Annotated in this window: 28 protein-coding genes; 3 read left to right on the top strand and 25 right to left on the bottom strand. The window is 41.8% G+C overall.

Annotated elements, in window-relative coordinates; translation table 11 throughout:
* Positions 1-93: 93 nt before the first annotated feature.
* Complete coding sequence (locus tag TCA2_RS18945; protein WP_047913162.1) at positions 94-1,068, bottom strand: DnaA N-terminal domain-containing protein; 975 nt, start codon at positions 1,066-1,068, stop codon at positions 94-96.
* 320 nt (positions 1,069-1,388) lie between these two features.
* Between TCA2_RS18945 and TCA2_RS18940 the strand changes: the two genes are divergently transcribed.
* From TCA2_RS18940 to TCA2_RS18935, 3 genes are read left to right on the top strand one after another with little or no spacing between them, the layout of a single operon-like run.
* Complete coding sequence (locus TCA2_RS18940) at positions 1,389-1,937, top strand: hypothetical protein (RefSeq protein ID WP_047913161.1); 549 nt, start codon at positions 1,389-1,391, stop codon at positions 1,935-1,937.
* Positions 1,938-1,950: 13 nt separating this feature from the next.
* Complete coding sequence (locus TCA2_RS27305) at positions 1,951-2,103, top strand: hypothetical protein (RefSeq protein ID WP_193746090.1); 153 nt, start codon at positions 1,951-1,953, stop codon at positions 2,101-2,103.
* Complete coding sequence (locus TCA2_RS18935; protein ID WP_047913160.1) at positions 2,103-2,375, top strand: hypothetical protein; 273 nt, start codon at positions 2,103-2,105, stop codon at positions 2,373-2,375. Before TCA2_RS27305 ends, TCA2_RS18935 begins: the two co-directional genes overlap by 1 nt.
* A 295-nt stretch (positions 2,376-2,670) precedes the next feature.
* On the opposite strand, the gene tmk is transcribed toward TCA2_RS18935, so the two are convergent.
* From tmk to TCA2_RS18815, 24 genes are all read right to left on the bottom strand, one after another.
* The gene (gene tmk / locus TCA2_RS18930; protein WP_052512218.1) at positions 2,671-3,288 is read right to left on the bottom strand and encodes a dTMP kinase; all 618 of its coding nucleotides are present in this window, start codon (positions 3,286-3,288) and stop codon (positions 2,671-2,673) included.
* Positions 3,289-3,294: 6 nt separating this feature from the next.
* The gene (locus tag TCA2_RS18925; protein WP_047913159.1) at positions 3,295-3,525 is read right to left on the bottom strand and encodes a hypothetical protein; all 231 of its coding nucleotides are present in this window, start codon (positions 3,523-3,525) and stop codon (positions 3,295-3,297) included.
* Positions 3,489-3,704, bottom strand: a complete 216-nt coding sequence (locus tag TCA2_RS18920; RefSeq protein WP_047913158.1) for a hypothetical protein — start codon at positions 3,702-3,704, stop codon at positions 3,489-3,491. The genes TCA2_RS18925 and TCA2_RS18920 overlap by 37 nt, the downstream gene beginning before the upstream one ends.
* A gap of 54 nt (positions 3,705-3,758) precedes the next feature.
* Entirely contained in the window at positions 3,759-4,034 is a 276-nt protein-coding gene (locus TCA2_RS18915) for a hypothetical protein (protein WP_047913157.1), read from the bottom strand.
* Positions 4,035-4,054: 20 nt separating this feature from the next.
* Entirely contained in the window at positions 4,055-4,354 is a 300-nt protein-coding gene (locus tag TCA2_RS18910) for a hypothetical protein (protein ID WP_047913156.1), read from the bottom strand.
* 93 nt (positions 4,355-4,447) lie between these two features.
* Positions 4,448-5,443 (bottom strand): N-acetylmuramoyl-L-alanine amidase, encoded by a 996-nt coding sequence (locus TCA2_RS26345; RefSeq protein ID WP_052512216.1) that lies wholly within the window; start codon positions 5,441-5,443, stop codon positions 4,448-4,450.
* 82 nt (positions 5,444-5,525) lie between these two features.
* Positions 5,526-5,978 (bottom strand): hypothetical protein, encoded by a 453-nt coding sequence (locus TCA2_RS18900; RefSeq protein ID WP_047913155.1) that lies wholly within the window; start codon positions 5,976-5,978, stop codon positions 5,526-5,528.
* On the bottom strand, positions 5,978-6,322 hold the full coding sequence (locus tag TCA2_RS18895; protein ID WP_047913154.1) for a hypothetical protein: 345 nt from the start codon (positions 6,320-6,322) through the stop codon (positions 5,978-5,980). Before TCA2_RS18895 ends, TCA2_RS18900 begins: the two co-directional genes overlap by 1 nt.
* Before the next feature lie 18 nt (positions 6,323-6,340).
* Positions 6,341-9,796, bottom strand: coding sequence for a DNA polymerase III subunit alpha (locus TCA2_RS18890; RefSeq protein ID WP_047913153.1), 3,456 nt, complete (start codon positions 9,794-9,796; stop codon positions 6,341-6,343).
* Positions 9,797-9,818: 22 nt separating this feature from the next.
* A complete protein-coding gene (locus TCA2_RS18885; RefSeq protein ID WP_047913152.1) occupies positions 9,819-10,115 on the bottom strand; it encodes an extracellular matrix/biofilm biosynthesis regulator RemA family protein in 297 nt (98 codons plus the stop codon).
* Positions 10,116-10,118: 3 nt separating this feature from the next.
* Entirely contained in the window at positions 10,119-10,982 is an 864-nt protein-coding gene (locus tag TCA2_RS18880) for a hypothetical protein (protein WP_238546452.1), read from the bottom strand.
* Positions 10,983-11,067: 85 nt separating this feature from the next.
* Positions 11,068-11,316: a hypothetical protein gene (locus TCA2_RS18875; protein WP_047913150.1), complete on the bottom strand. Its 249-nt coding sequence runs from the start codon at positions 11,314-11,316 to the stop codon at positions 11,068-11,070.
* Positions 11,304-12,083: a helix-turn-helix domain-containing protein gene (locus TCA2_RS18870; RefSeq protein ID WP_047913149.1), complete on the bottom strand. Its 780-nt coding sequence runs from the start codon at positions 12,081-12,083 to the stop codon at positions 11,304-11,306. Before TCA2_RS18870 ends, TCA2_RS18875 begins: the two co-directional genes overlap by 13 nt.
* Positions 12,055-12,639, bottom strand: coding sequence for a RusA family crossover junction endodeoxyribonuclease (locus tag TCA2_RS26340; protein ID WP_052512214.1), 585 nt, complete (start codon positions 12,637-12,639; stop codon positions 12,055-12,057). Before TCA2_RS26340 ends, TCA2_RS18870 begins: the two co-directional genes overlap by 29 nt.
* Before the next feature lie 267 nt (positions 12,640-12,906).
* Positions 12,907-13,281 carry a hypothetical protein gene (locus tag TCA2_RS18855; protein ID WP_152557802.1) on the bottom strand — a complete coding sequence of 125 codons (375 nt, stop codon included), beginning with the start codon at positions 13,279-13,281 and terminating at the stop codon, positions 12,907-12,909.
* A gap of 22 nt (positions 13,282-13,303) precedes the next feature.
* Entirely contained in the window at positions 13,304-13,444 is a 141-nt protein-coding gene (locus TCA2_RS27300) for a hypothetical protein (RefSeq protein ID WP_193746089.1), read from the bottom strand.
* Positions 13,445-13,565: 121 nt separating this feature from the next.
* The gene (locus tag TCA2_RS18850) at positions 13,566-14,459 is read right to left on the bottom strand and encodes a S8 family peptidase (RefSeq protein ID WP_052512212.1); all 894 of its coding nucleotides are present in this window, start codon (positions 14,457-14,459) and stop codon (positions 13,566-13,568) included.
* 59 nt (positions 14,460-14,518) lie between these two features.
* Positions 14,519-14,887, bottom strand: a complete 369-nt coding sequence (locus TCA2_RS18845) for a hypothetical protein (protein WP_047913146.1) — start codon at positions 14,885-14,887, stop codon at positions 14,519-14,521.
* Positions 14,888-14,902: 15 nt separating this feature from the next.
* Positions 14,903-15,397: a hypothetical protein gene (locus TCA2_RS18840; RefSeq protein WP_047913145.1), complete on the bottom strand. Its 495-nt coding sequence runs from the start codon at positions 15,395-15,397 to the stop codon at positions 14,903-14,905.
* A 4-nt stretch (positions 15,398-15,401) separates the two neighbouring features.
* Entirely contained in the window at positions 15,402-15,656 is a 255-nt protein-coding gene (locus TCA2_RS18835; RefSeq protein WP_238546451.1) for a hypothetical protein, read from the bottom strand.
* A gap of 12 nt (positions 15,657-15,668) precedes the next feature.
* Positions 15,669-16,031 carry a hypothetical protein gene (locus TCA2_RS18830; protein WP_047913143.1) on the bottom strand — a complete coding sequence of 121 codons (363 nt, stop codon included), beginning with the start codon at positions 16,029-16,031 and terminating at the stop codon, positions 15,669-15,671.
* On the bottom strand, positions 16,031-16,774 hold the full coding sequence (locus TCA2_RS18825) for a PD-(D/E)XK nuclease family protein (protein WP_047913142.1): 744 nt from the start codon (positions 16,772-16,774) through the stop codon (positions 16,031-16,033). Before TCA2_RS18825 ends, TCA2_RS18830 begins: the two co-directional genes overlap by 1 nt.
* Positions 16,771-17,016, bottom strand: a complete 246-nt coding sequence (locus tag TCA2_RS18820) for a hypothetical protein (protein ID WP_047913141.1) — start codon at positions 17,014-17,016, stop codon at positions 16,771-16,773. Before TCA2_RS18820 ends, TCA2_RS18825 begins: the two co-directional genes overlap by 4 nt.
* A gap of 19 nt (positions 17,017-17,035) precedes the next feature.
* Entirely contained in the window at positions 17,036-17,368 is a 333-nt protein-coding gene (locus tag TCA2_RS18815; RefSeq protein ID WP_047913140.1) for a hypothetical protein, read from the bottom strand.
* Positions 17,369-17,381: the final 13 nt, after the last annotated feature.

The following is a 17,381-nucleotide window of genomic DNA, read 5'->3' as shown; positions in this document are numbered from 1 at the left end:
ATATATATATATTTTAACGTAAGAGTTAATCACAAAATCTGTGGATATCTTTTTAATAAAAAAAGCAGAAGGATGTCTCCCTCTGCTCTCTTTTTATAAGAATTTTTCTGCTGTAGTAACACAAATGATTGCGTCATCATTGTTCGTCAAAGCTCTGAAGATGTTCAGTATTTGTTTCGAGTGGTGAAAATCAATCCATTCTGCTGCGAATGGAACCGGAGCAAGTACAATTAATTTGTTGTCTTCAAAGAAACCAAAAGTTTCTTTGAACCACGTCCCAAATGTTACGGCACTTATAGATCGCTTCAGAAAATCTTCTATCTCGCTCCATACTCGTATGTCTTCAGGGGTTCGATTTAGAAGTAGCTCTTCGCGCTTTTTATTGATTCGTACTTCCAGCGGTGCGGTAATTTCAATTGTCCCAGGAGTTCTAGATCTCCCTTTTTCATGCAGCTTCTTGATCTCATCTTCATGGTCATTATTCTCAGGAAGCATAATGTCGTTCGATTCAAAAAGTTTTTCCATGAAACGATTGTGCTGAAGAAGTAGCCAATCCGGCAGCTGCTTCAGCTCCACTTCGCTCAGAAAAGGAACAGTCTGCCTTACCTTCACTCGAGTACTATCGTTCATGCCTTTTTTCTTTTTGCTTTCTGCCCAAAAGCGCATAACAAAACCGTAGTCTTCAAGCTTATTTAAGTATTTAATCAGGGTAACGCGACTGATCCCCATCATCTCTGCCATATGCTCTTGAGACATATGCGGGATTGATTCATTGAACGAAAGGCTCAGATAATTTATGTAGGTCATGGTTGCTTCTGGCCCAAGAAAGTATTGCCAAAATTTGATTAAGTAGTTATGAACGGTGGTTTTGTTGCCTGGTGTGTAGGGCAGTGAAAGACCCAAGTTCTCGAGCGAATAACTAGTGACATCTTTTTCGGTGTAATAGATCTTCCTCGTCTCTTCGACCATTTCTTCAATATTCTCCCCGTTAACTTTTCTTATTCGTTGCACCTTATTACCCGTCTTTTCATAACGGAAATAATGTATGTTATTCGTGCTGTCGCCCATCTTCAAAGACCTCCTCAAGTAATTGACAGGAATAGGAGGCTCCGATATACTAGACCTAACGTAAAAATCATATTCCTCTATATCTCTCTGATGATTCTCTCAATTTTCAAGGAGCCATGACACTAAAGTCTAGGTATAGCAGGAACCTTTAAGCCACCTGACCACGGGTGGCTTTTTCCTTTTATTGATATTAACATACATTCTTAGACTTTGGAAACTCCCCCAGTACTTTTATCACCAAGGTATGATTTGACAACGACTTGACACTAAAAGTTTGGTATAATATACTAAACCCAACAAATGGATGTTGGGTGGTCATTATGAAATATGTCAAAGGCTTAGACGAAAAATACTACGGAGAGATGATCGTAGAGATCGACCAAAAGTTCCAGGCGCTCCATGCAAAATTGAATCTGTATTGCCCTGGGCTGCATTTAATGCCCACGCCGGTTACTGTAGAGGGTGTTCAATATCCTTATCCTCTTGCAGCACAAATACGAGAGATCTATCTCTATATGATCGGTCAAAGAGAAATGCCGCAAGACATAGTAAGCATGCTAGAAAGTATCTGCTCTCTAATTTGGGAGAACAACTTTCTGAATGAAACATTCTTTACTATCGACTGGCTAAAGTGGGAAAAAACCTTGATCGGAAGGTTTGTAAGATGCACCTACATAAGAATTACACTAGATGCTGGCGAACCGATCACAGCAAAACAATTGGCGCTTATGACTGGCCTTACACCGGCTGGTATAGTAAAAGCCATAAATACCAAGAGGCTTCATGGGCGGAAGATCAAGAGCGAATGGTCTATTCCAGCGGAAGATGCCACCACTTTTATTTGGAAGCACGTCAATACATCAAGATAGGGGATTGAGCTGCATGTACATTGTAACCTGGGTTGAAAATGATCAAGTCCAAGATAGAGGATTCAAAACTCCTTCAGAGCGAGATACTTTTATTAGCAATCTTAAAGAAGAAGGCATTGAATCTGATTGGTACTCTGACGAAGAAGCCAAGGAGGAAAATCGTTAATGAATGATATGGTAGTTCAAATGGAGATTGCTGACTTAACCGATCACACAGATTTGCAAAAGCAAATCATCATTGAACGACTACAGACTGACACGAATTTGCGAGACGATCAGTACAATGTAATAGGAAGAATAATTCTGCCTTATCTTGATGGTGACAAGTTAAAGGCTACCGTAAAAGTGCACTCATCTTCTATTATCACTAGGTCAATAGCAGAGGCTTGCAAAAATATATCATCTGAAATACGAAATATGAAATTTAATCTGCACTAAAAAAACCTGCCAACACGGCAGGCTTTTTTATAGGGAAAATAAGTCAAAGAGAGAAAAATCAAGGAGCAGGAAAAAAGGTCATTTGTTCCTATAGCTAGTATATAATGAAATGTAATGCATTACAATACATATAATTATTTCAGTGTATGAAAAATTCATAATAGAAAGACATCCAATGTTAAAAGAAGCAATCATGCCACATTCTACCTCTCGGCGTCAAACCTTTTTTAGCTGCCCCTCTCCCTTTGCCGCCTATCGGCGGAAGAAAAAAACCACCATTGCTGGTGGCTTAGTATTATAGGATGTCCTCGTCTTTAAGTCTTGCGATGACTTCCTTCTTAATTTCTTCATGAACATCCTCGATCGGCGCATTTCCATCTATAATTGGATGATCTTTTCTTCTGAAGATTCGATAGGCAAAGCTAACTTGATGAAGCAAATTAAGATCAGATTCATAACGATCATTAACACCGCCATTATGCTTTCCTTTTCGCTCCATGCTGAGCTCTGGTGGAATTTCAATAACAATATCCATATCTGGCTTACGTAAAAGCTCCTGAAGCTTTTCGCACCAATCATATGGCATTTCATTCACTATGCCATAAACAAATTGACTTAGAGTATAGCGATCTAGGATTAGTACATCTACACCGGCAGCTTCTAGTTCATTGAAGTATTCTTGTTGAGCATGCTTATCGGCTGCCATGATCAGCTCGATAGTAGCTTGGCTAACAGGGTATTCCTTACGAAGCCATTTTGCGATGAGCTCTCCGGTTGGCGTATCATACCGATGAAACTCACTCTGCTCTACCTTGAGACCTTTCTCCCGCAATGCTTCAGTAAGCAGCTTTGCTTGAGTGGCTTTCCCACTCTTATCAAGTCCCTCAAGGGCTATGATGAACATTTTCTTCATATCACTCTACCCTTTCATCTCTTCTGTCTTTTCTATAACGAGCTGCAGTATTTCTGCCTGGACAGCGAGTGCAGCATTCATCATTTCCCTAATGTTTAATTCTTTGTCTTCTGATATCTTACGGATCTCTTCGAACATCAAGTCAGCTGCTTCAGCTGAGTTTTCCTTTTCTTTGTCCGTAAGCATGCTTTGCAGGATTCCTAGAAACCCTTTCGATTGGTTAAGAAACTCTTCCATGTTTTTCTTTCCTCCGTTAACTCATCCATGTCTTCATTCAGATCGGCAATATCTACCAAGATGCAATATAAGGCAAAACCGAAAGCCCACATCGGATCGATGAAGTGGTAAACGGCAATAAATATGCCAACCATGATTAAAATTCGAATGCGATTGATCAACGTTTTGCTAATCTCCATACTGATAACTCCTTCTTCAGCGGCTGGGCAGATGACAGCAACCTCTCTCAGAGGTTACTTTCTATTTTTCTTTCTTGATGCTTTAGCATGAGCAGACTGCTTCTTGCTCTTATCTTTTTTCTTCTTCTCAGCTGCACGACGATTCTCAACATCTTCAATGCCATTAAACTTGCGCCATGCTTTTGCAATTGATCGCCTTTCTTCCCTGGTCTCGGCAACCAACATTTCATCGATTTCCTTTGGATAGCCCCATTCGTTATATTCGTCCTGAGTATTTTCCGGCTCACCAAAGGCAAAACGTGTAAGCTCCCTTGAATCGCGTGTATCCATCCCCTGTATCTCCCCCTGTGCTAATTTGGCCTATGGAATCGAAGAATCTTCTCCGTGCTCCAGTCTTCAAACAGATCCACCCCTGCTTCACCAAGGGTCAATGAAAGGTCGATCAATGCATCGAGGTCATCCTCCGATCGGTGATGTTTAATCTGGTTCCAAGAGAAGCTATCAGATATTCCATCATCAAATCGGACGAGATATCTCATCTTCTCATTTGAAGCTTCATAGATCGTACCGATCATCCCTTCAAGTGGATGCAATGGACAAACGACAGCAGCAATGTCCCTAGGCTCGTAATGAACAAAGTCCTTCTTCATCAGGCTCACCTCACAGTGTCCTGCTACTTTCTTTTTAGGCTGCCTTTCTTCTTCCCTGGAATAAGGATAGCCGTGCCGGTGGTCATAGCCATGCTATTCACCAAAAACAAATTTAACTTGTGATATAGATTGGCTCCACTGAGCAATCATGCCGATCGCAGCTGCAACATCTCTGGAAGGCGCATAAGCCACACCATTTTCAACAATCGTATTATCAAGTACGACTTCGTTTATTGATGCTTTCTTTGTTTTGTTATCAAATCCAACAGACTTACCGGCAACAATAGATACAGCTTTCACCGGAACATATGAAGTGCCTTTGTTAATAAATCCAGGTGTTGAGAGAGGTCGAAGAGACCCATTTTCTTTTTCTACTACAACAGTTGCTGGTGGGTATTTAGATGCCTCTTCTTCTTTCTTAGAAGTAGAGATACCACCTACTGCCGTATTCTCAATAAATGTAACACCAAGATATTCGCATATAGCTTGGGCTACTTCTTTACCGGTTTCGCGTCGGTAGTTATCATCAATGAGCAACTTTGCTTCTTCGAGGTTATCCATGAAGCCGCATTCGATTAGGACGGAAGCCATATGCTCGTGAGTCTCACGAAGAACTTGATAGCTGTTCGATTTAACGCCACGACTGGATTGTTTCGTTCCCATCAACAGATGCTTTTGCATGATATTTGCAAGCTTGATGCTGTCAGATCCAGCGCCTGTTTGATAATAAGTCTCTACCCCTTTAGCGCTATTCCATTTGCCATTATTAGCATTAGCATGAACGCTTACGAATACATCTGCTTTAGCATTGCGTGCAATCCAAGAACGTGTAGCCAGCGGAACATCGCCATCACCTGCAGCTGACTCAATAACTTTGATACCACAGCGCTCCAGATGATCCTTTGCATACTTCACAACAGCGCGATTAAATTCGTTCTCATGCATGAAGTTGCCCGTTTCGCTCTTCATCCCGCTTCCTGCAGGGAAGATCGGTGTGCGCTTGCCAATTGTCTGCATACCGTGGCCATCATCTAGGACAACCACATATTGTTTCAAGGCAGCTGCAATAAATTCGCTTTTGCTCAACATTGAGCCTCACTCCTTTTTAGTTATAATGTAATGCATTACATTTTTGATTATACTACTTATTTATCATAAATTCGACATGTCATTATACTTTTGTCTCAATATGAACTGCCTCAAGGTCGGTATAAATGGATCCATCAAAGACGAGCGTGCCAACAATGATTCCTCTTATGAAATGCTGCTTAGTAAGTATTTCAATGGAGGTTCTATCTTGCCACTCTATAAATTTTCTCATATCTTTTAAATTGCTAAATGTAAAAGGTATGCTTGCGATTACTCTTGAAGTTGTGAATGCACTCGAAGGACGCAAGTGCATATCAAACGAGCCAGTCGTATTTGAATATATGTGATCATTAAGTTTCTCGATCTTTACAGAAGTAGCATAGCCTTTAATAATTTCATCCGTCATTGGATTATAAATAAGCGCCATGTTTTCTTCATGCCAATGCTTTTCACTTTCAGGAACATTCAGCTTCATAGAGAATAGCCATTTATATACATCCAGATCTCTTTTTAGATAAGTGCTCATCAATTCCATTATTCGTATTCCTTACAATTGAATGTGAGCAGCCAGCTACCGTCCATTTGCCGGCCAAGCCTATGATAGACAATTTGATATGCCCGCTCTCCCCCGCCTATGAATTTCATCATCAAAACACGCATGCGATCTTCCCATCCATCCATAGATGGATCGTCTTTAAGTTCTTCCATGACCCACTCTTCAATAATGACTTTGCCCTGTGTTACATCTGAATAGTCCGGATGGGGCCTAAACTCCTCTAATCGTGACACCGTCAGAGATACGGTTTGCTTCCTTTTATTTACTATCCAGAGCATAAAGCTCTCGACAGTTTGATCTAAATAGACTTCCATGAGATTCACAGATGACTCCTCCTCTTATTAGCTAAATTCCACCTGGAACTGATTCATTATTTCCTCTTCCGATTGTTCGGCATGATCCATGTACGTAATTTTATCTACGATGAGATCTGAACCGCTTCGTTTGCCGACGACTTTAATCTTGCGTCCGATAATGAAGTCATCTGCATTCTTGCTCCATATCTTATTGAAGATGACTAGACTCAATTCATCCTCTGCCGTCTCTATCTTCGCCTTACCTGTTACCTTGCCGCTACTCTTGGCTGTGAAAGGCTTAGACTCTATAATGTAGCCGGTGAACGTGATATTCTCTCTGCCATCTTCAATGCTATCCCACCGAGAACGAATGCTTACATTTGTGCCGAGCATTTCACGCTCATAGGCGATAATGTCCTTCTTCGTTGTTTTGGATGGCATATGTTCAAACTCTTCGCCGCGGTATTCGAAATATCTGCGCAATAAGAGATTGCGGTTGTCGGATATTGTATCGAAACTTCCGGACTTAATGAGATTGGATGTTTTTGTTTTATTGAGTTTCATTGTTCTATTGGCCAATAAGAAATCATCAAATTCTTTGAATGGTCGGCATTCCGTAATGACATCAAGATCTTTGCTGCTGACTCCTGCGATACTTGCAAGGCCATACAAAATCTTACCAAGACCTTCTTCGCCCTCTTGAGCATTGATTGGTGTCCAGCTGTCGTTAGAGTAGTTGATATCTGGTGGCAGGATGCTGATTCCCATTTCTTCGCATTCTTTCATGTATGCAACGTTACGGGGAACACCATCTTTCAGCTTGCCCTCTGAGATTGTCATGAGCGCAGCCATAAACTCTGTTGGATAGTAAGCCTTCAGATAAGCTGTCATAACAGAGAGTACTGCGTAGCAAGCGCTATGCGCATAGTTGAAGCAGTAGTCACCGAACTTGATCCAGTCTTCTTTGATTTTAAGAAGTGTTGCCTCGTCATATCCAAGGGAAATAGCTCCTGGAATGTTAAGTGGCTCTTTGCCTTTAGCGATTAGCTCAGCATCTTTTTCAGCGCTGCCATAGATCATGTAGTTGATCCATTCTTCCATTAGTGCGTGATTCTTTTTCGAGATGGCTTTACGCAGGATATCAGATTGACCGGTAGTGAATCCTCCAAGAATCATGGAAGCTTTCATGATCTGCTCTTGGTAGACCCAAATACCATACGTCTTTCCAAGAACCGGCTCTAAGCTATCGAACGGATAAGTAACTCTCTCTTGTCCTTTCTTTCTTCGGATATAAGAGGGAATAAGGTCGAGTGGTCCTGGTCTGCCTAGCGCTACGATAACGGAAATATCCTCTACGTTTGAAGGCTCCATGTCTTTAATGATTCCGCGGAATAAATCAGACTCGCACTGGAAGATTCCTGAGAGATTCAGCTTATTATAAATTTCTTCATAAATCTTCGGATCATTAAAGTCAATTGTATTCAGATCAAGATCCATAATCCCTGCATTCTGTTTTGTCTTCTTGATCAGGTCGAGTGTAGACAGTTTAAGAATGTCGAATTTAACTAGGAACTTTTCGATCCACTCCATATCGTATTGAGTTGTCGTAAGTCCTTCCTTATCCAGTCGAAGAGGAACAGTGTTCGTAAGCGGCTTAGGTGAAAGAACGATGCCTCCAGCATGCACTCCTGCACTTCTGACGTGTCCCTCAAGTGCTTTGGCAGCTTGCCACCATTCAGGATATCTATCTGCATACATCCGAGTTTCAGGTGATATCTGATAAGCACCATCCACTTCTTTTCCGTTTTTATTAATATACTTGTCTAATGTAATGCCTGGCGTTTCAGGGATAGACTTCGCAAACCGGTCTTGATCCTGCGCACTGTATCCAAGTGCCTTACCAACTGCACGAATAACCGATCTACCTGCAAGAGTTCCATAGGTGCCAATCTGAGCTACGTTAAGATCACCGTATTTCTGCTTCATGTATTCCTGTACAGCTCTAGCGCCTTCATACGAGAAGTCTACGTCGATATCTGGATAGCCTGCGCGTTCTGGATTCAGGAAGCGCTCAAACATTAGATCCCATTTAATCGGATCGATCGTTGTAATACCAATAACGAAAGCAACGAGTGAGCCGGCAGCTGATCCCCTTCCAGGTCCGACTTCGAATCCATTTTCCTTCGCCCAATTGATATAGTCAGATACAATCAGGAAGTAATCAGCAAATCCAAGTGGATTAATAACACTCAGCTCATATTGTAGCTGCTGACTATATTGCTCCAGATCAATCGGCGTCTTTAATGTGTAGGTGAACAGCCGGTTCCATGCCAGCTTCTCTAGCTGCTCTTCCGCTGTATCATTTTCATCAACAATGTATTTAGGGAACAAAGGATCTTTAGGCAAGTCTACATCGACCAACTCTGCAATTCTGAGTGTATTTTCAATGGCTTCATCATCATTAATAATCTCACGAATCTCATCCTCTGATTTCATCCAGAACTCATGAGCGTATATCAAGCGGTCGTTATCATGAATACACTTATTCATACTGGATGCAACTAGAATATCGTGGATGTCACGGTCGTCTTTATTGGCATAGTGAACATCTGTTGTTACGATTTTCGGCGTGTTTGTTTCCAGAGCCAGTTGGTCAATGATTTCATTAAGCCTGATTTGCTCTGGAATGCGCGTTGCCTGCTTTTCCAAATAAAATGAGTGAAACGTGTCTTTGCACTCTTGTATGAATGAGCGACACTCTGCCAGATCACCAGCAAGGGCAAAGCGAGCAAGGTAACTACCAAGACAAGCAGAGGTAGCAATAATGTGCTTGCCAAGACCACGATCACGAATAAAGGCAAGATCAGTACGAGGATTACTATAAAAACCGCTGATATGAGCATCTGAAATAATTTCATATAAGTCCTCCAATCCTTGTTGGTTAGTGGCCATCAGGACAATATGAAAGTTATCATGCTTGATTAATTCATAGAACTCTTTCCGGAAGTCTTCAAGCGCATCGTCTGGCGAAAACCCTACAACGAGTGGTTTCTCTTCTTCCATCATGCCGAAACCGAACAAGTCTAATTCTTCTTCTGATCCACTAGCCATAGACTTAAGATCTTCACGCATGATATAGTCCTTCAGCAGCTCCCGAGCTTCAAGCATAAAGTTGTCAGGATTGTTTCTTACTGCTTTCCGAAATGCCTTCCAAGCCTTATCCTTGATGCCATACTTCTCTAAAAAAATAGCTTTTGAAGCTTTATGGAAATCACTTTTAAGGTGACGATTCTTCGTCATATAAGCTTCGCAGCCTGGGATCGGCTTGATCCCTTCCTCTTTGCATGCGGTTATAAAATCGGGAATAGCCCCGCAAACGCCGTGATCCGTAATGGCGAGCGCGGAGCTACCGATTTCCTTTGCACGCTTGACGAGGTCTTTTACGGTAGAAAGACCATCAAGCTCTGAGTATTCACAGTGTACATGTAAATGATTGATCATAGATGACTCGCTCTCCTTGCGATTAATCTTTCGACTGGCCTTCCCCGATCACGTCGAGCGATGAAATAATTGGCCCAAATCTTCCATCTGCGCGCTTTACAACAGTAGTTGGAGCTACAGGCGATCCAATAACAACCATGCCTCCTACGCCGCTAGTTAGAATGATGGAGCGTGTTTTTCTTCCTTGTGTCATGTCCACATAGCGCCCATCGTCTTTAGCTTGAGTCATCATGCGACGTATTGGTGAGCTGTCTGGACGACTGATTGAAATGATCTTGCTTTCTTCAATGAAATTTCCAAAACCGATATCGATGTACATAAGTTAATCCACCTTTGAGAAAGTTATATTTTTCTCAGCTACTTCGCGCACAAGATCTCCATTTGTGTCGCCGGTGATTACGTCGGGGATAGGTCTGCCTTCTTTTATAGCAGCTCTGATATTTTCGACATCCTTGTAAGCTTCGCTGCCGAAGTTGAACGGATTAGGATTACGGATACTACCATCATTCTTGGCACTATCTGAGTGGCAGTAGATATTAAAAGGGCAATCTTTGCACTTATAATTGCTCGGCGTATATCCTTTTTCAAGCGGAGGGAGCTTTCTGTCTTTGGCCAGCTGTATACATTCGTTTGCTTTTTGCTCTAGCTTCTTGCCGTATACAGGGTCATAATTCATGTGGTATTCCCAAACGTCTTGTGTGTCCTTCTCTTCAACGAAAATGATTCCTTTGTGGATGCCAGATAGATGCATGTAAAACGTAAGCTGCGCCTTATGTTCAGCCTTTGGTTTATTGTTTTCTTTCATCCACTTAAAGCTATGACTGAATGCACTCTTTAGCTCGACCAAGAACTTCTCCCCAAAGGGATTTAGAAAGCTTGGAATACTGATAAGCGCATCCGTATGTCCGCTGATATCGTCCCGTTCTAACTTCATTTCTGCCTGAACGAGGATTCCCATATCAGCGAACAACTTCTCGTAACGGTGATGCATGCTATGACCATTTTCGAAGATTCGGATGAGCTGCGGATCAGTTTCTGGCTTCGGAACCATAAGCATATCGAATACGATTTTCCGCTTACACATGCCGATCGTAGATGGATGAAGCTTTCTCATCGGCCTTGTTTCATTGGCTAGTTTCTCTTTTTGATGTCGTTCGATATAGGTTTGAAGCAATCCCGCCATCATCCGACCCCCTCTATGAAATGTAATGCGTTACATTTCAATTATAAACGAGATAATAGAAGGAATCAAGAGAAAAGCGGAGATAAACTTAATTATCTCCGCTTACTGCCTCTTCATCTTCGGTTGTGAGATCTGAATACATTTCTCGGTTGCATAAGACAATTTGATTAAAGAACTTACTGGGTACAATTAGATTTCCTGCAACAACATAGTTATCTCGTTCAGTGATTTCTTTCAGTCTTAGTTCCAATGGAAAATGATTTAAGTTGTTCGAACAATCCAAGGTGGCAACTCCAGCAATCATAGTGTTCTCGTTAAAGTTCATCATCGTAGACATTTTATTTCTCCCTTTACACGTTTTTCGCGGAAGCTATCAGCGATTCGTTTTCGAATGCGATAAACAGATCGATGATGGAGCCCGTTAATTCGAGCAATCTCTCTATCTGTCATGCCTTCATCGTAAGCCTTAAGAAGAATAAATCTTTCGCTATAACTCAGTTCTTTGAACAAATCGCTACCTACTATGCCGTTCAACCACAGAATATTGTCCAGTTCAGTATACTCATCAACCTCCATATTTAGAGGCTCATAATAATACCTGTTTTCTATGATGCTGTCTATGGCTCGATCGTCATTTATGTAGCGGTCATCTTTGTAAGAGTACTGCTCTTCTTCCATACTCTCGAACATCTTATTATCCACAAACCGCTTTACTCGGTATCTAAACACACTGTATACATATCGGCTAAAGCCGAATCCCATTTCTTTATAGGAGTGCGCACATTCTAACAATACGATTAGCAGCTCATGCTCGATCTCCGCTATATCATAGACGGAGAAAGTGTCTCGAATGTTCTTGATGACATCATAAACCTTCTCGATCGTTTCGCTTTTGCATCCTCCAGCTTTACAAAGATCATTGATGATTTCAGCTTCCCGAATGAAGCAGGATATAAATCGCTTAGAATCATAGCTTTTAAAATCCATTTCTCCGTAGACAAGAAGCCTGCTGTATCTTCGTATCATCTTGTGATATCTTCTCATCAGAGGATTGGCATCGCCTTCTTCAAGATAACTATGAAGCGGATCGTCTTGCTTCTTCATATTCCTTCCTCACATCCTCCGGGTCAATCTCGTCAGCTTTCCGGAAGATCCGAAGCTCGAAGTAAGGCTGAATGCCGCAGTCTTTTTCTAAATAGTGAAAATCTTTTACTCTTGGCAGGGCATAGTGGTCGTTTTTGTAAATGACGCCTTCTAAAGCATCCATCATTAGCTTAAAGACATTATGAGTATCGCGTTTCTTCTCATCTGGAAAGTAGGCTGTAAGTTCAAGAACCACTTTATCTTTTGTCGTCATTTTCCAATCATTTTTTAAGCTCCAAGCATAAGCCAAGGCGTGCCATTTTTCAAATAGATCTTCTGCCGGCTTCGTCAGCTTCTTGCCGCCTCTGCCTGTATTTTCATAGATATGGTTAACGGAAGGGTAGAAACCAGGGTCTCCAAGTGCCTCTACATGGGTGTAAACTTTCTTCACTGGCTTTAGCTTGCCCTTGCCGTTTAACTCCTTTTTAATCTTCCATCTTCCAGTGACGGGGTCCTTTTCTTTCTCATAAGACTTATAGCTCCCGAACATCATCATCGGCAGGATAAGTGTTTCCATGATCGGTATCTCCTTAGTAGTAAATAATGCGAATATCGAAGTCGTCGTGGATCAATACTAATGGCTTGATAATCTGAAGCACCTTTATATGACCCTCGGACTCCCTCATTGATAAAGGAAGTAACACTTTGTCGTATTGCTTACCCCTCATTGCTTCTTTCGTGAGACTATCGAATCCGATCACATCTATATGACTTAGCTTGGTTACTGTTTTAACACAGGAGGTTTCGCCCTCTATGATCATTAAGATGTCTGTATTTTTAGCCATTATTTATTCACCTTCATTGCCATCGTGGGAATGTGCATACATGTGATAATTAATGCTTCACCAATGAAGCGTCCTTCACTATCGTATCGCTTGTTGTAATTAAGATCACGCCCAGTAAATTTTTCTGGATCAAGTCCGTATTCTTGCTTTACATACTTCAAAACTGTCGCCTCTAAGATAGCATCACGAGTAATATTCACCTGATCTTTCATTCGGAGCTCGTCCCATTCAGCTTCTTCCTCGTCAGCGATCTTATTCATGACAGCGCAGAACTCATCGAAGGTTAGTCTGCAGGTGCGGCCAAGTTCATCAAACTGCTCCGGCTCCAAGATAAAGTCAATGTTCGTGACTCCTTGTTCGGACTTTTTTGACATCTTTACAAGTTTCTCATCTTCCTTACTCTCCGTCTGCTGGCTTTCCACTGCCCAATTCCTTTTCGGACCGATCCTCATTCTCTTTGACATCTCCTTTCTTAGGTGCTAAATCTTCCGTGAATACACCACGACCTAGGTCTTCAATAATACGATATCCTCCCATGTTTTCACCACCATTCTCCATTATAGTCTCTATATCTCTTGTTTACTTAAAATGTAATGCGTTACGTTTTACATTATAACACAATTTCTGCATAAAAAAAGAGGGGATTTCGCCCCTCCTATTAGCCGATTAATTTTTCGAGATCGATAAGTCCATCGCCAGTATAAATGTCTCTGCCTGGAATACTTAAATCCTCACAGGATTCTTCTAGCTTTGCATGAACTTCTTCCAGCGTGGGCTCTACTCCTTGCCCTCTGCAGAAGCTAATATACAGTGCAATACATCCGGAGATAATAGGCGTTGCCATGCTGGTGCCGGATAGCTTCGCATAGCCTCCATCTTTATACGTAGAGAAGATGTCTACACCAGGAGCCATGACTTCATTCTTTATGCCATAGTTACTGAATGGAGCTCTTTCTTTCCCTGGAGACATTGCAGATACAGCGATTACTTCGTCATACATGGCTGGCCAACATACACCTGTATTTTCATTGCCTGTAGCAGCAACAACTATAATGCCCGCGGCAGCCGCTTCTTTAATAACTTTGTATAATTCCAGAGGCGGCTCGCTTGCGCAGCCGAGACTCATGTTGATGATATCTACATTTTGCTCAATTGCCCATCGCAAGCCATTGATAATGGATTGAAAGTTGCCTCCTCCATTGTCTCCAAGGACTTTTGCGACATACAGCTCTGCATCAGGTGCGATCCCTACAACTCCTATTCCGTTGTCTGCCGCTCCAATGATGCCAGCAACATGTGTTCCATGCCCCTGCTTGTCTTCAGGCCCATAAGGAGAGCGAGTGAAGTCTGCATAGACTTTCAAGTTCGGCTGCAGGTCTGGATGATCACGATCCACGCCCGTATCAAGGACAGCCACTTTGACTCCTTTACCGGTTGTGGTATTCCATACATCGGGTGCATTTACGGCTTCAATGCCCCAATCAATAATGTCATCGCGCATCTCTGCGCCATGGGTTTGGACGACTTTATAGTCCGTTTGGGTGTCACTCATAGTTTCCTCCTATGTTTTCACCCTGTATCCTATCTTCTATAATTGTAACACGTTACATTTTACTTTTCAGTAGTTTGTGAAAAATCTATAAAGAGGTCTTGTTCTTTGATTTGATCCATATAAGCCTGGAGTTCTTCATCAGTAACAGCTATATACACTCCACAAGATCGGTCGGTAATACTGCATTTTCTTCTTTCTTCAACTCTTACTCTTCCGGACATTGTCATTTCTGTTAGTCTCGGATGAACCAGATTGCGATCCCATCCTTTTAAGAGGTCAGCCTCGTACATTTTAGCTGCAATTTCGTTAGCTGTTAAGCCATCTTCATATTGAAGAAGAAAGCTATGTATGATGTTCTGACGAGTTGCTACATCCTGTTTAACCAGATCGAAAGACTCTTTGCGGGTGCTGCTTGTTATTGTTGACATATTAATTCGCTCCTTTTATGAGTTTAGAAATGCATTTATGACTGATGATAATATCAATAAAGATCCTGTAACTATTGTGATCCGCCATATTCGGTCTTCTTTCTTTTTTGTGGCTTCTCTTGTCTTTGCAGCTTTTTCTAAGTCAGCAAGTGCTTTGGCTGCTAATTCTTCTCTTTCTTGCGCCCGTCGCCTAGCATCCTCAAGCCTTCTATCTTCGAATATTCTCTCAGCTTCTCGACTATAATCTACAATGTCGGAATCCCCGGAACGACGCTGCTCTTCTTCGAGTAGATCTTGCCAGTTGCGTATTTCTTCCGGTATATACGTAACACTTCCAGGGTCCTGAAGAATAGTCGCAGGTTGTATGGATATTCGCTCTATCTCTTCTCTCACATCAACCGGCACCGGTATATTCCAACCTATAATCTGCCCAGTGCCCTTGTGTCCTCTTAAATATATATCTTTAATTTCATCCCTTACCTTTTGCTGGTAGTTTGACAAAAGCTCCATATGATTACTCCCCCAAGTTCTGAACAATAAACGAAATGATAACGAGTATGCCAACCCCTACCATTGTCCACCCAAATCTCCGAAACGCTTTATCCTCTTCTGGCCACCCACATGTGTTTACTTTCTTCGTTCCTCTGCCTTGTGGACGTACTCCTTCATGCACAATAGTACCCTTTGGCCGATCCATACCTATCGTTCTTGGTGTAGACGTAGGAACCTTTGTCACGTTCCTATGACGATCTTGATATCTTTTCATCATCTCCATAGGCTTCTACCATCTAATTCCATGAGGTGGAACTATCCCTTCTTCCTTGTATCGCTCAAGATCATGTTCATCCATTACGCCTGTTAAATCTCCCGCTTTTTTGGATCTCATATAGCGAATCTGACAGTTAGTATATTGCCTATTTATTAAGACACGAACATGATAAGCAAGACCAGCGGTCAGTAAATTATCATAAATTTCTTTTTCCATATCTGCTCTATTTATTACCGAGGGACCGCCAAAGCGATCCATTATGACACGACGTTTTAATACATCATAAACGATATTTCCAGCCAGTCTCATTACTTGGTCGTTGCTTTTTTCCTCTGCTTCGCTGATATTTAGCCTATATCTTCTCATTAATTCCATTAGCGCCACTCCATGCAATATTTTTGAGTCGGGCAGCTATCACAGTGGAAACCTTCCCGAGGGTAGTACCAGCCTTCGTCCATCGACTTCTTAAGCATTCGAGCTGACTTATACAGTCTTTGATAGTCTGCACGCTTCCGATCTACATAGATGGACTGAGAGGTCTTTAAATGATGCAATACATACGTATCTACTTCTTTTCTGTACATTGAATGAAAAGCTAATGCCTGTAGTGTGATGCCCATATCTGTCCGCTGATAGAACTCGGTGGGGCGCTGTACTCTTGTTTGAAAGTTTACGATCTCATGTTTACCGCCTGGCGTTTCCCTGATCACAGGAATACGCCCCACAATATGAAAGTCCGGATCGATCTTTAGTCGGAAGTCCACATTAACACCGACGGTCTTATCCGGGTTGTACTGCTGCTGTCGATGGAATAGTGCCAGCATGCCGAAAGCCTCAAGCTCTTTCTTACGCTGATTCTGCTTCTGGTCGAACTTGATCTTATAGATTTTATCTTTGTCATACCAAAGGCTTGTAAACTTATCCTTCAGCTGACTCAGTGTAAGAAATTTACCTTCATGAAGGTTGACATAATAATAGCTGATCGTGGCCAGCATAACTTCACGAAGCCCCTTGCTTTCCTCTGTCTTTAAGCGAGGCAGTTTATCGATATTTGTAAACTTATATTGCAAGGGGCAGGTTTTAAAATCGTACAGCTGTTCTATTGTAATTTCAGTCATGGTATCAACCTTTCTACCTCTACAGCTCTGCCTTCCCAATCCCGAATATCCCATATTAAATTCGCGCTATTGTTTTGACCCAATACAACCATAACATCGAAGTAAAGCTTGTCATCCATAAGACCAGACAACCTTCCTGCTGCCCTCTTTGATATCTCTTTGCCCATGATCTGTAGGTTTTCGGGAGTCAGCATAAGATATTGCATATCTCTTAACGTTTCATTTGCGATTTCAGAAACCATATTACTGACTCCCATGTTGTCATAGACGTGACGTTTTAAATACGGGCGGAATAGTTCCACGCAGGTTTCCCCCTCTTAGATCTTCAAGCGTTCTCTGCACTTCGCCCGTTAGTCTTTGTCTATTTAACTCATTATTCGGCATGCCTACATATGGAACTTCAATAGCATCACTCACTCTTCTAGTTAGGGTTCTTTCAAGTTCAGCTTGAATCTCTTCTTCAAACAGATTTTTTCCATATTCATTACTTCTTTTCATTCTTCCTTCGATTATTCCGCTTGACTTAATTCTTTCCAGGATTTCCGCAGCAGTTGATTGTCTAAATCTCTTTCTGTATTCCTGCATAAGTTCCATAGTGATGACTCCT

Source organism: Paenibacillus sp. TCA20, from assembly GCF_000732325.1.
Lineage (GTDB): Bacteria > Bacillota > Bacilli > Paenibacillales > Paenibacillaceae > Paenibacillus > Paenibacillus urinalis.
Note: the sequence above shows the minus strand (reverse complement) of the source record. Positions and strands in the feature narration are given on the sequence as shown.

Coding starts and splice junctions, on each gene's coding strand:
- TCA2_RS18945 (WP_047913162.1), bottom strand. CDS start 1,068: ATGGGCGACAGCACGAATAACATACATTATTTCCGTTATGAAAAGACG.
- TCA2_RS18940 (WP_047913161.1), top strand. CDS start 1,389: ATGAAATATGTCAAAGGCTTAGACGAAAAATACTACGGAGAGATGATC.
- TCA2_RS27305 (WP_193746090.1), top strand. CDS start 1,951: ATGTACATTGTAACCTGGGTTGAAAATGATCAAGTCCAAGATAGAGGA.
- TCA2_RS18935 (WP_047913160.1), top strand. CDS start 2,103: ATGAATGATATGGTAGTTCAAATGGAGATTGCTGACTTAACCGATCAC.
- tmk (WP_052512218.1), bottom strand. CDS start 3,288: ATGAAGAAAATGTTCATCATAGCCCTTGAGGGACTTGATAAGAGTGGG.
- TCA2_RS18925 (WP_047913159.1), bottom strand. CDS start 3,525: ATGGAAGAGTTTCTTAACCAATCGAAAGGGTTTCTAGGAATCCTGCAA.
- TCA2_RS18920 (WP_047913158.1), bottom strand. CDS start 3,704: ATGGAGATTAGCAAAACGTTGATCAATCGCATTCGAATTTTAATCATG.
- TCA2_RS18915 (WP_047913157.1), bottom strand. CDS start 4,034: ATGGATACACGCGATTCAAGGGAGCTTACACGTTTTGCCTTTGGTGAG.
- TCA2_RS18910 (WP_047913156.1), bottom strand. CDS start 4,354: ATGAAGAAGGACTTTGTTCATTACGAGCCTAGGGACATTGCTGCTGTC.
- TCA2_RS26345 (WP_052512216.1), bottom strand. CDS start 5,443: ATGTTGAGCAAAAGCGAATTTATTGCAGCTGCCTTGAAACAATATGTG.
- TCA2_RS18900 (WP_047913155.1), bottom strand. CDS start 5,978: ATGGAATTGATGAGCACTTATCTAAAAAGAGATCTGGATGTATATAAA.
- TCA2_RS18890 (WP_047913153.1), bottom strand. CDS start 9,796: ATGATCAATCATTTACATGTACACTGTGAATACTCAGAGCTTGATGGT.
- TCA2_RS18885 (WP_047913152.1), bottom strand. CDS start 10,115: ATGTACATCGATATCGGTTTTGGAAATTTCATTGAAGAAAGCAAGATC.
- TCA2_RS18880 (WP_238546452.1), bottom strand. CDS start 10,982: ATGATGGCGGGATTGCTTCAAACCTATATCGAACGACATCAAAAAGAG.
- TCA2_RS18875 (WP_047913150.1), bottom strand. CDS start 11,316: ATGTCTACGATGATGAACTTTAACGAGAACACTATGATTGCTGGAGTT.
- TCA2_RS18870 (WP_047913149.1), bottom strand. CDS start 12,083: ATGAAGAAGCAAGACGATCCGCTTCATAGTTATCTTGAAGAAGGCGAT.
- TCA2_RS26340 (WP_052512214.1), bottom strand. CDS start 12,639: ATGGAAACACTTATCCTGCCGATGATGATGTTCGGGAGCTATAAGTCT.
- TCA2_RS18855 (WP_152557802.1), bottom strand. CDS start 13,281: ATGTCAAAAAAGTCCGAACAAGGAGTCACGAACATTGACTTTATCTTG.
- TCA2_RS27300 (WP_193746089.1), bottom strand. CDS start 13,444: ATGGGAGGATATCGTATTATTGAAGACCTAGGTCGTGGTGTATTCACG.
- TCA2_RS18850 (WP_052512212.1), bottom strand. CDS start 14,459: ATGAGTGACACCCAAACGGACTATAAAGTCGTCCAAACCCATGGCGCA.
- TCA2_RS18845 (WP_047913146.1), bottom strand. CDS start 14,887: ATGTCAACAATAACAAGCAGCACCCGCAAAGAGTCTTTCGATCTGGTT.
- TCA2_RS18840 (WP_047913145.1), bottom strand. CDS start 15,397: ATGGAGCTTTTGTCAAACTACCAGCAAAAGGTAAGGGATGAAATTAAA.
- TCA2_RS18835 (WP_238546451.1), bottom strand. CDS start 15,656: ATGATGAAAAGATATCAAGATCGTCATAGGAACGTGACAAAGGTTCCT.
- TCA2_RS18830 (WP_047913143.1), bottom strand. CDS start 16,031: ATGGAATTAATGAGAAGATATAGGCTAAATATCAGCGAAGCAGAGGAA.
- TCA2_RS18825 (WP_047913142.1), bottom strand. CDS start 16,774: ATGACTGAAATTACAATAGAACAGCTGTACGATTTTAAAACCTGCCCC.
- TCA2_RS18820 (WP_047913141.1), bottom strand. CDS start 17,016: ATGGTTTCTGAAATCGCAAATGAAACGTTAAGAGATATGCAATATCTT.
- TCA2_RS18815 (WP_047913140.1), bottom strand. CDS start 17,368: ATGGAACTTATGCAGGAATACAGAAAGAGATTTAGACAATCAACTGCT.